This window comes from Pseudoalteromonas sp. MMG006 (genome assembly GCF_018101025.1).
Taxonomy (GTDB): Bacteria; Pseudomonadota; Gammaproteobacteria; order Enterobacterales; family Alteromonadaceae; genus Pseudoalteromonas.
In genome coordinates this window covers 80,182-92,291 of record NZ_JAGJEJ010000001.1, presented here as the reverse complement: position 1 = coordinate 92,291, position 12,110 = coordinate 80,182, and the positions used below count along the sequence as shown (strand labels likewise).

At 35.3% G+C, this 12,110-nt stretch carries 10 protein-coding genes; all 10 read right to left on the bottom strand.

The window, feature by feature from the left end:
- Window positions 1-202: 202 nt before the first annotated feature.
- A complete protein-coding gene (locus J8L73_RS00390; protein ID WP_211014130.1) occupies window positions 203-1,930 on the bottom strand; it encodes a hypothetical protein in 1,728 nt (575 codons plus the stop codon).
- Between the two features lie 731 nt (window positions 1,931-2,661).
- Entirely contained in the window at window positions 2,662-2,946 is a 285-nt protein-coding gene (locus tag J8L73_RS00385; protein WP_211014129.1) for an addiction module antidote protein, read from the bottom strand.
- A gap of 444 nt (window positions 2,947-3,390) precedes the next feature.
- Window positions 3,391-3,591: a hypothetical protein gene (locus tag J8L73_RS00380; RefSeq protein ID WP_006794791.1), complete on the bottom strand. Its 201-nt coding sequence runs from the start codon at window positions 3,589-3,591 to the stop codon at window positions 3,391-3,393.
- Between the two features lie 105 nt (window positions 3,592-3,696).
- Window positions 3,697-4,431 (bottom strand): hypothetical protein, encoded by a 735-nt coding sequence (locus J8L73_RS00375; protein WP_211014127.1) that lies wholly within the window; start codon window positions 4,429-4,431, stop codon window positions 3,697-3,699.
- Complete coding sequence (locus tag J8L73_RS00370; protein ID WP_211014125.1) at window positions 4,428-5,261, bottom strand: hypothetical protein; 834 nt, start codon at window positions 5,259-5,261, stop codon at window positions 4,428-4,430. Before J8L73_RS00370 ends, J8L73_RS00375 begins: the two co-directional genes overlap by 4 nt.
- A gap of 20 nt (window positions 5,262-5,281) precedes the next feature.
- A complete protein-coding gene (locus J8L73_RS00365; RefSeq protein ID WP_211014123.1) occupies window positions 5,282-6,643 on the bottom strand; it encodes a TnsD family Tn7-like transposition protein in 1,362 nt (453 codons plus the stop codon).
- Window positions 6,644-6,648: 5 nt separating this feature from the next.
- The gene (locus J8L73_RS00360) at window positions 6,649-7,584 is read right to left on the bottom strand and encodes a hypothetical protein (protein WP_211014121.1); all 936 of its coding nucleotides are present in this window, start codon (window positions 7,582-7,584) and stop codon (window positions 6,649-6,651) included.
- A gap of 65 nt (window positions 7,585-7,649) precedes the next feature.
- Window positions 7,650-8,942 (bottom strand): ATP-binding protein, encoded by a 1,293-nt coding sequence (locus tag J8L73_RS00355; protein ID WP_211014119.1) that lies wholly within the window; start codon window positions 8,940-8,942, stop codon window positions 7,650-7,652.
- Complete coding sequence (locus tag J8L73_RS00350; protein ID WP_211014118.1) at window positions 8,943-11,123, bottom strand: hypothetical protein; 2,181 nt, start codon at window positions 11,121-11,123, stop codon at window positions 8,943-8,945. It abuts the gene before it with no gap.
- Window positions 11,114-12,028 (bottom strand): TnsA endonuclease N-terminal domain-containing protein, encoded by a 915-nt coding sequence (locus J8L73_RS00345; protein ID WP_211014116.1) that lies wholly within the window; start codon window positions 12,026-12,028, stop codon window positions 11,114-11,116. The genes J8L73_RS00350 and J8L73_RS00345 overlap by 10 nt, the downstream gene beginning before the upstream one ends.
- Between the last annotated feature and the right edge of the window lie 82 nt (window positions 12,029-12,110).

The window sequence follows — 12,110 nt, the reverse complement described above, 5'->3', positions numbered from 1 at the left end:
TAGGGTTGGTATTCAATTTAATAACTAGTTATTTTATGGGTATCTAGATATCCCACTCTGGAGAATTTAACATAGTAACTCCTTATGAACAGATTATTCTGTCTATTGACGCTAATACTAAAGAGATATTTTTTTCTGTCAACTATAAAATACCTCTTTAGTAAAGATGCAAGATAACCTAACTAATGTCAATCTATCCGTTTCAACTTAATAGATCTTTAACACGAGTAAGTACCTTTTTGTCAATTCTAGACCCACCTTTAATATTACTTTCTAAACTGAGCTTTTCTATTCTTTTAGCAACATTGACAGCCTTTAGCGTATCATCCAAGAATAGATAACAGTTCATCAAAGTATCTAACTGTTGTATATTCTGACTATTTTCAAGCTGTGTATTTTCTGCAATGAAAGTATAATTATCCTCTATAAATTTTAAGTATTTCTCATTGTTTCCCTTAAGGTTTTTGAAGTGAACAATCTCTAGAGCATAAAATATAATATTATTTATTAGCTTCAATTTGTGCTCAAAAGTTAAAGTTGGAATATTAAGCGCAGGTTGTGTTTGAAGAAAAGCTTGATCTAAAAAAGCGCGAACTCTAATTGATTCTGGTGCTGTATTGTAAATATCATTTGCTTCTTTCCAGTATGCAAATCCTAATAATATACATAATCCGACATCAAGTTTTTTCAGTTCAATCTCAGGTAAGCATACTCTTTTCTTTTCTAAAGTAACATTTTCAAGTTTTGAAATTATTCTACGACACGTTTTAAGTTGCTTTCGCCCCTCTTCAAACTCTTTCAAACGAATGTATGACTGCCCCATCCTAAATCTTATAACGGGATAAGCAGAATAAGTTTTAATTAGTTCTTTATAAATAATTAGTGCTTTTTCTGTCTCAGAGCTATCTGATGTAGATAATCTACATAGAGCTTCGTCCATTTTAATGTAGTAGTAGTAAGTCTTAAAATAACTTTCTTTTTGAATTGAAGTATTAGATAAAGTCTGCTCAAGTAATTTACTAAAACTTTCTGCCGCGTTTAAATATAGTTGGCTGCGATTAGATGATCTTTCAGCTGCAGCTCGCTCTTCTCTCACTTTCATATAATCATCAATTATATTTTTAGATACACCTTCTACGGTTAAGTTATCCGTTATTAATTCATCTGTATCTAGAGGTTTAACAGTCCGTTCTTCTAATTGTGTTTCAACAGCCAAATCTCTAATGTTATCAGCATACTCTGAGCATGCATCGACAAACTTTTTCATTGTTAATAGATTTTTTTGAACATGAAGTGGGTTTGCGATAATCTCTTCAGACTTACCTTCTCGACTCTGGTAACCATATTTATGGTCAAGTTCGCCCCAGGCATCCTCGAAGACTGTTCTAATTTGAATTTCTATCGGAATTTTATAATCAACCTTAAAATCGGGTACACCAACATCCATACAAGCTACTAAATGTATGCTTGAGTATCTTGCGGCGCTTGGCTCTTTTTTTATATTTTGATATGAAAGCAGCTCAAATGAGTTTATTTTTTGATCGGCCTGACTAATTATATTGTCATTTGTTATAGAAGGACTATAGATTATAGCCTCCTTCAAACTATTTTTGACAAATGGAATTGGGTTATAAGGCATTTGATGGGTAACGAGTGAAAGAATTATATCTATAACATCAATCATATCTTGTCGAAAAAGAGTAACAACTCTTAGACCTAATACATCAGTTATATCCTCTAAATTATACTCTGGTTTCTTTTTCCTTTTAATTTCAACTTTTGAAATTAGGCTTTTCCAAGTCTTTACCCTAGATTTATATGCATAGCACTTATCGCGCAAATTACTAGTTTTAAGTATTTCTAATAATTGATTCTCAGCTGCTTCTGCTGAATGCGATATTTCGGATGCGAAAAACTTTTCTTCACTCATTAAACTGTCCATATTAAACCCTATAAATAGTTTGGAACTCCCTTCACATATTTAGAGTTATTATCGTATGATTATGAAATAAGCATACATAACTTTTATTTAAAAAAGAAGTTACATGAAATTTTTCTCTTTTAATTTTATGTATTTATTCAAATTATATTAGGACTAAAATTAAATTGGCTTATCTAAACTAGAGCACCAATCTCACGTTTAACACCCTTCCCCGTCATCACGCCCTGAAAATAAGCACTTGATGAGTAATTCATTTCATGGATGAAATGAAAGCCATGCTTGCACATGGATGTGCTTTCATGGCGTTTACGTTCACATCAATTGTGGTTTTGAAGGATTAAGCGTGATGCTCGGGTGCGCTGAGAGGTGACGAATAACCGAAGCGCAGCTTCGCAGTATGAGGAAGTGAAGGCATGGATGCCGACAGTAACCCAGCTTCAAGGATGAATTACTTGCAGCAGAGTAAAATTTGAAAATCTATAGCCCCTCTTTGGCTGCTGTCGCCAGCGCGACAAAACCTTGAATAAAGTTTCTAATCCTTAGAAAACGCGAAAGGCATTCACATTATCGGTGACGATAACCTCAAACACCTATTCAAATACTTATTCGGGCTATCGCCCGCGCGTCAGCAAGCTAAACGCCTACATTAAATAACACATACTCTTGGCTTTTGAGGGAGTAAGTATATTTTTGATTGGTTAGGTTTCACTCTACCTAGCCTATGCAACTTGTGTTGTAAGGCGAAAGTTAAGTGCTTTTATCACTTTAAAAATAGTTTCCCAACGTGGCTTGGTTTTACCGTTAACTGCTTTATATAAGCTTTCACGGTTTAGCCCCGTTGCTTTAGCAATATCACTCACGCCATGTTTTTTAACTAATAAGCCAAGTGCTTCAATAAAGGTATTTGGATCATCATCAGCTAAACACTCTTCTAAAAATGTATTAACTTCTTGTTGTGTTTCCATATAGTCAAACGGGTTAAAATCTGATGTTTGTAGCGCCATAATAATTACTCTAATTTATTCAACTTGCTAAATTAATGTAGCCTAAAAGCTACAGGCGCACAATATTATTTATAGCTTTAAGGCTGCCGCCAGCGCGTCAGCAAGCTAAGCGCCTACAATAAATAACACATACTCTTGGGTTGTGAGCGAGTAAGTATATTTGTGATTTGTTGGGTTTTGTTTCACTCTTCCCAACCTACGTTCATGTGATTAATGGCGAATCACAACACACAAAAAAGCCGTTGCATTGCTGCAACGGCTTTTATAATTTTGATAAATTTTCAAACTATAATGGAACTTAGTCCCCATTAAAGTTCAAAAATCAGTCTCTTGTTTACGATAAATAAGTTTGCGAATACCCCCTCCATTTTTATTGGGCTGGCGGGCAGCAAAAAAATAAATAAGTTTGCGAAAATGCACCTTTATTTCCTATTTAAGGAACGGTTATCTAGTGTGGCAATTAGGAATGCAAAACTTGCACCCATCCACATTAGGATAAATATTCTTTGCTTTTTGTACTGCCGAAGAGCATGTGCTGTGCATACCTAGCTCTGCTTTATTTGAAGGCATAAAGTTACAGCCATTTTTATGTACTTCATGTTCACCAGTAGTCTGCGAGTTATTGTTTACATAATATAGATCCATCTTAAATATCCTTAATTTTAATATATACAAAGTCACTTCAAATAAGCTTATTTAAAAGTGTAGAACTTAAATTTAAAATATCTAGTATGCTTTTTAGGGATGAAGTTATTGAGGGGGTAAATACTTTTTTATAAAAGAGAAGTGTTTAATATCTAGATAAAACTCATAGCCGCTTAGATATGGGCTACGTTTTATGTATATAGCATTATTGGTTAACTCAATGTCTTGGTAAATTATTAATTCAAGAAGCTTCTTAGAGATGTAATCAAATCTGGAGCCTAAGCCAAATAAGGCTGCTCCATAATGAATAACAGCTGCAATGTCATCTGAAGTCGCTATGTCGGGTTTTACTGACCAGCCAGCAAAACTGTATTCTTTTAGTCGAGCTTGCATCACTTCGTTAATCTTACATGCTGCACTAGCTGGAGTAACTGCGGATTCCCTTAAAGGTATATAGAACCATTTGGTTCCCGTACGATAGGCTTTCAGCCCCAAATTTAAAGCAGTCTGTCTATTTGAAATCGTATGTATTACATGAGTCTTATCTCGTAATCGCTGCGTGAACTCATAAGTATAGAGAACGGAGGATTGATAATTTAAAGTCAATTCAAATGCAGTATCAGCATCTTTGTAAATAACAAAAATCTCTCCCCACCATGTTATCGTAATGGTGTACTTCATTGATTTAAGCTCTTTAAACAGTCCATACAAAAAAGGGGCTATCCATATCCAGTCTTCGGTACTTATATCAACCCCATTTTTCGGTGAGCGATGGTAATCGAATATAACTCGGCGCTTTTTGGCTTGCTTTAGCTTTGAAATCAAGGATTGGATATTCATCCCTCTTTCCTAATATCAACACTAATTGATTGATAGCGTTTACCCACTTTACCTGCCTTAGTAATACCCACACCACTAAATGTAATTACCTTATTATGATAACTACAATGCTCAAAACGTAAGCTGACTTTATTCCCTGTCCCAGCACTAATATGTGTTAACCAATCACCGTAATCGATACCAAACAAGCGCTTTATTAACCGCCTTAGAAGTTGCTCTATATAAAGTTCTAGCTTTTCCAGCCTTGCTTCTAAATGATTAATCTCCTCGTTAATACTTAGCAAAGTGGAATCACAACCGGCGGATAAACTATTTATACAATCATTATCCAGTGCGTGTATTGAGTTCCCTACTTCGTCTAAACGCCAAATTAAATTAGATAATTCTTCGAGTTCAACTTCCTTTACTTCAAGCTCTTTAACCATAGATAAAGCCAACGTATAGCGCCTTTTATCTAGCTCGACCTTTTTAAGAGTACAACCGTCTATTAAGATGTCAGTTGTAGCTATATAAGGAGTGGTAAAGTAAGGCTCTTTATTAGGTGGCACTAACCCTGAAAAAGCAATCTTGTAGGGTGTTACATGTAAGTACGATACTGTGTTGTGCCCATACCTTTTTGTAAGTTCAAAAAACCAATTAATACCCGTTACTTTTAATACCACTTCTTCTAACTCATTGCTCAAAAGTACCTGCCGCGCGCGTTCGATTTGAGCCATTAAATCATCACTATATTCAATTAAACATAAACTAGGCGTTGTTAGTCGATGGTGCATATAGAGGCTACTTTTATTAAGCTCGCTAACTTGAATACAAATAATTTGATGGCTCACCAGTCTCACTCCTCTATTAATTATTTTGAACGATAGGATGCTGGCGGTAGATGCAAATACAGCCATTGGGTGTCGTATTTATAAAGCCACATATAACAAGCTGGGTACATAGTTTTAATTTCGGCACGTGTAGAAAAGGAGTGTTTTTTAAGGACTGAACGCATCTCAATACGATACTTGTCTCTTTTGCCCAGTGCCCTTAAGTATTGTCGCCACTCTGAAAGCTGATAATGCTCACCACATATTTTCTCAACAGAGCTAACTGATACTTGCTCTTCGCGTGCTATTACATCTCTAGCATCACCTTTTACTAAACGCATTAAAATTCGCTTTTCTGTATCAGCTGAAATAAATTGCGTCCGTTTTAAATAAGCTATATTTTCTTGTTTAGCTAGCTTAATCACATAACCTATAGAGCAGCTTATACGTCTAGCTATTTCAGTAAAATTTAACTCACCTCCCTGTAGTAATAATAGACACTGTTTCTCACGTTTTTTATCTTTATCTGTTGGTTTCAATAACTGTAAATGCTCTTGCGCCGCTATGTCAGGCAGTTGCTCCAAGGCAAAGCGAAATAATATAAGTTTAAGCGGATGGCATGCATAATAAGGCTTGCGAATAAGATTTCTTACTACGTGTTCAGTAAAAACATCGTTATTAAACAGGCGCACAGTTATGTTTGATATAGCCGCTATTAAGCATTGCATACTGATGCTGTCATTACTCATAAACCCTTTTTGTCTAACCAGAGCATTCAAATTATTTTTGTCCAGTAACAAATCATTGCGCTTCTGGCTTTTAGCCGACTCATTAACTTCCAACACATAAGAAGTGAAAAACCGCTGTAAATCACTCGCTGGCGCATCAGAAGATGATATTGCTTGTGGAGGCAAGCTGTATACTCTTGATGAAGGCGGTGTACCGATAAGTAACGTATTGTGTATATGGCAACTTTGTATGCCTGTGAACTGATGTGACAGGTGCCAATAAGCAACGCCATACTTCTCTTTATCAGCTTCAATACACGATAAGCAGTATTTATCCTTGCTTAATGCTTTCAGACCCGATTGGGAGATTTTAGCGTAATTGCCTAATCGATAAGATGGACCCGTGAGCATAACTTTTTTAAGCTTTTTCGGCTCATGACCCGCTAAAGAAAATAAGGGATAGTAAGTATGCTCATTAAGTAATTGTTCTACTGGGAAGTTCGTTTGCGCGGAAAAATACGCTAAGTGGGTGGCTAGCTTTTGGTCTAAACTTAACCCATATTGTTCAAACCAGAGCAAGCTCGCTGAACGATGATTATAGCTACCCGAGTAAACTCTAAGCCGTGCCAAAAATGAATATATTGTCTCATCAGGTAGCAACGGCAGTACATTCATTAGCTTTAACTCAGTAGCCCATTACAGTTCAATGAATGTTTTTTAAAATGATCTGCGCGGTAGCTAGCTATATTTTCACCCGTATATTCTTCTGCAAATTTAATTAAAAGCAAAAATATCATAGGGTGTGTCTGCCTAACTTTAGGAGATAATATGCGTTGAATTTTAAAGCTTGTAGATTTCTCAAGTTCAGTACCATAACGCTTGGTAGGCTCCAATTTGTTAAATGATTCTCTTAGAAATAAACCCCATTGGTTAATTAGCTTAGATGAAAACACAACGCCCCTTGACGTATATTTTGCCTCGAATAGTTCATATAAAATTTCGCGAACTGAGGCAACCCATGCCCTAGTGTGTGGTAAGGGCTGAGTTAATAAATATTTAGATTGCTTATCCAACCAAACTTGTAAGGGGGTTATAGCTACCCTAGGTAATTTACACGCATTATTAGAAGATATAATAGGGTTATCGATTAAGGTTTTTTTATGATCCCATACGACATGTTCTAAAACTGACGAATGCTTTGAGCAAGTGTAAATTGTTGGTATTTGATGCTCACTATACCAGTACGCTAAGCCTATTGATTTTCTATCATTTTCAGCGCACATTCTGCAAAACTTAAGAGGTTTAAATACTTTTAAAAGCTGCTCACCTTCAAATAGATTATGACTTGCCTTATGACCATTTATAATCGCTGCATTGTAAAGGTTAAGCTCACCGGGTTTAATAAAGCCTTGCCAATAATTAGCACTAAAATGATCAATTAATACCGCACGGTTTATAAGCCCAGTATTATTTTCAATACTTGTTGGCTCCAATATATTTATGCAAGGAATAATGGAGCGAGGATAGATATTATCGGGTATTGTTGAAGCCCTTATATCGGATATAAGCATTTCGTTAGGTAAGCTTAAATGCTTTCCTAGATAGCGTAATCTCATTATATACGCGGGATAATATTCATTAGCTTGAATTGGAAAGAAGTTAATGAAATGTTCGAGGTCGCTCACTTTGAAACCCCACTATCAAACGAATTAATGTCAATCATCCCATCTACTTTTGATAATTTTTCAAGCAGCAGCTTTTGTTTATTGACAGCTTTTTTTTCTAGTGGTTTAGAGCTCTGTTTACTTGTTCCATTTTTGCTGTCATCTGCATAATAATTTCTTTCTCCATTAAAAAATGTTTCAACATCCATTTTTATAGTATCCATTGCATAATCTAATAACTCACTGCTTATGTCTTTGTCATTATTTTCAAAAGACAAAACTAATACTTTTTCAGCAAGCTTGAGTAATATCGACATGTTCCCACGACAAAAAGCCAATACTTTATTTATCTGTGCTTTCGTTATTTTTTCTTCTGACTCGGGGAAAATATAGTTGTTGAAAAGAACTTTAATTACTTCAACGATAGTACCTTTATCTATTGTCATGCAGCTGTAATTTTTACTCATAAACTGCTCATAACGACGTTGAGTAGCGTTACTATCAACAATAGCATCTCTCAAAATCGGCGTTCCAATTAATAGAACAGGAACATTGAATTCATTGTATATTTCTTGCAGAAAGCTGGCATTAATACCATCTTTATCAGCTCTTCTTCCTGAACTAAACCATTGGCTCTCATCAATAACCAGTATTCCTACTGAGTACTGTAGAAAAACAGAAGTAACCTCTTTTAAATAGTGATCTACTGATTTATTTTTTGTTGATTCACTATAGATCGAGCCTGATAAACAATGAACTTCTTTTAGTATACTTCTTAAAGTCGCTTTTTTAGATGATGTACTACATGTTACTTTTACCCATACAATTTGTATTAACGGCGTCTTTGTTGCTGTCGCTTGATGATTATGCTCAATTACTTGTGGGATAGTATTTAAAACTCTCTCAACCGTCATCGTTTTCCCATATCCTGCTGGGCCACATAAATAACCACCAGATGAAGATGATTTGCTTAATTGATTGGAAGAAAATAACTTCTCATTTATTTGTTTAAAATACGCTTCATCGTTAATATTTTTTGCCAAATAGCCTGTTGATATTGCATTTTTTAATGAACAATAGACTGCCCAAGTTTCATCGTCCGGTAAGAAAAAAAACTTATCCATTAATTTTTTTTTAAGAACTACAGCTTCATATGCATTTTTACCTTTTATAGCTTCAAGAACATCTGCTTTTTTAAGTAAAACTTTACTCTGAAGCATAAAATCTTTTTTATTAGCAATAAGGTTGAGTGCTTTTAATAATGGGTTTGGAGCCACAAGTTTTTCTATTTGCTCAAAATAATTACTCATTTACTCATCCCCTTCTATCTGGTCAATCAAACTACACACTTTCTTAGCGTTACTGTTAACTTCGTTCTTTTTATCTTCCTCGACATTAGACTTTGTATCTTTGACACATGATTTAGCCATAGACTTGGGTACGAAGCTTTTCTTGTTGCCATCTTCAGCAACTTTAATGCTCTTTGCGAAATTAGCATTTGCCAGACTTTTATCGAAATTCTGCTTACTTTTTTTTACTCTCTCCTTCTGAGCGAATAAAGATAGATCGAACTGATCAGCACCTTCAAATTTGCAATACTTCTCATCTAAAACGAATTCAATTAACTTACCCTTACTATGAGATCCTCTGTACCATATTTTATCAGCACAACTAGGATTGTATTTCACTTCAATCTCAACGACCTTTTCATGGTTATTTTGAGCGGTTTCCATTCTAAACTTCTCAAAGTCGATGCAGTCTGTTTGATAGACTAATGATACGACTTTACGCACCCCACACTTTCTTTTTATTTCAACGCCACCTTTCCCTACTTTTGCCGTAATTAGAGGAAGAATGGCTTCCATTATTTTCTGCGGAGTACACTGTGGCAATTCATTTACTACTGAATTTAAACTATAGTTCCAGATTGCTACGGGGGTCGGGTCAACATCAGCAATCATCATTGCTTTGTCCAACTTTTTAGAAACATCCGCAGTGCTATTACGTTTGATAATCCACTCTATAATTAACCTATTTAGATCTTTAAGCGTTAGGGAGGCTTTTCTTGAAGCATGCTGAAACGCTTTAGGACCATTTTTATCTACAAAACTTTCCAGCCTTTTAGCAAAGTCATCTTTAAAACACCTAAAAGCGCCCTCAACAGTTCCTTTGCCTTTGCCAAAGTATGCTGTTGGAAGAGAGACCGTTTTGATGCCGATATCTCCATCAATCATACTTTCTATATTTCTTTTTTTAAGCTCAGTACCACGATCAAAAACAAGCTCCCGACACACATGATGACAGGGCCAATCTCCATCTTTATATTCGACGTTATGCTTCTTGCATAAAGCTGACTTCTCAACAAACGAATTAAATAAAGCCATCCTAAATGACTCTTCTGATTGGCCTAGATGAGTCAGATAAAAGCCCACAATACAACTACTAAAAACGTCTATAACAAAATAGAGTGTAAGCCTAGGAACTGCTTTAAAGTTAAACTCTGACACGACATAAGCATCTATGGTAGTTGAATCAATCTCATAGCGCTCTGATACACAAGATAAACCAGATCTAGACGTAGAGGTTCTAGTTGCATAGCTATTATTAAATTCCTTAGCGCCGAATATACGCTTCCGATGCTCTGCTTTTGTTACAAGCTTATAATAAAGCCGCCTAAATTGACCTAGCGTGAGTAACTTTGAATAATCTATTTCTCTATTAGCCTGCTCGCTAACCGCAAATCTCTGGTTAAACTCATCACACAAAATAGACAGTGAACTTTGTCGTTTAATTCTTTTTATGAAATGAGACACATTGATTTCATCTTGCTGATTAACAACTCGACGTTTCTCTTTATAGGACATAGGAGGCCTTCCGAGGCCTTTTGAAAACTTTTTCTTAGCTTCAATGGCATTTTTAGCTATGCTGCGAAATTTTCCTATATTTTTGTATAGAGGTATAAATGAGTCACGGCATTCACCAAATGCTAAGTAAATATTCAGGATTCGGTAAGCTGAAGATAAGTGAAACCCAAACTCAGCACTTAAAGCTTTAATTTCACTGTGTAATAGGCCATTAAGGTATAGTCGAATTCCATTTGGTCTTTGGAAAAGTAGTTTAGAGAACTTGTACTTATGATTCGTTTTAGAAAGTACCTTTTCATAGCTCAATTTTTTTTTAAGCTGTATTGAGTTGCATTGCCCCTGAGATAATTGATGTTCTTTAAACCACCGTACACGTTCAGAATTAGCAAAATCGCAGTTACGTACCTCATAATCTTGAAAATAAAAACCACCGAGTACATCACCAATCGAATATATAAATGGCTTTTTAGGTTTTGCATAATTTTGCTCAATTAAAATTAGACACTTAACACCACTCTCATATAAAAAATCGAGTACTGTATAAGTATCACAAACATATTTACCATTTTTCTTGTACTTCGGTGAATATAATTCTTGGCCAATAGTAATAGCTTCTGTTATTCCCATAACCACGGCCCCTCTGACTTATAGAGTAAACCAAATGGTTTGATCTTTCGGTGCATATTAAATGGGAGCTGGTGTTCCCTCATTAAAACCCAAAAGCACCCTCTAACCTTACACTCAGCGATTTTTAAAGATGCAGCAACTAATTCTATTAAGGCGTGAAATTCGATAAATGCAGCGTGTTTAGAGTAAATTAAGAGGATTTTTCTTCTAACTTTTTTTAGAAGAGTTTTGGGGTAATTAACATCATCATACACACTCATTTGCGAAAGGTTATCTTGAAAGTCTTTATTGATAAGCGGATGCTTTTGTGTGATCTCAGACCATTTCACCTCTTTTATTTCCCAGTAGATTGCCTCTATTTGTAACTTATTTTTAGTATTAAGTTCTTTATTTTGAGTGCTGCGGTAGCAACCATCCTCTGAAATATACTTAAGCGAAAAAGCTTCTTTACAAGTATTCCCTTTAGAATCGATATATGTAATGAGCACGTCAGTTGTCATAACTGAAACTTGCTCGTACCTAGACCGTTTATTAGAAACTATGTTTGAGGGATGCCTTACACCTAAATTTTCTGCTATGGATAAAGTTTCAGTAATTTTTAATAAAGGATATTGAGTGCTAATAGCGACTATATTTTTATAATAAGCTAGTCCTTTAACAAACTTAGTTTCTAGCTTGGAGAGTGTGTCTAGCTGAACATCAAAGCCCTTAAGTAAATTAACTGATGCAAATCCACTGGTTGGCACAGTTTTAATCGATAAAAAAGGAACATGCCCACCTTTAACTTTACACTTATGATTCCAAGCATCAATACTGTTTATTACACTTACGCTAATTGGCGGCTGCGTCTCGTGTAATTTGAGCAACCCTTCATTGCCTTCTTTAATGTTTTCATAACTTTTCATACCCGTAACCTTCTCTTGATATGTATTTAAATCTATATACACAAAAAAATAGTGTCAAGTACAAAAAACAGTCTAAAATAAA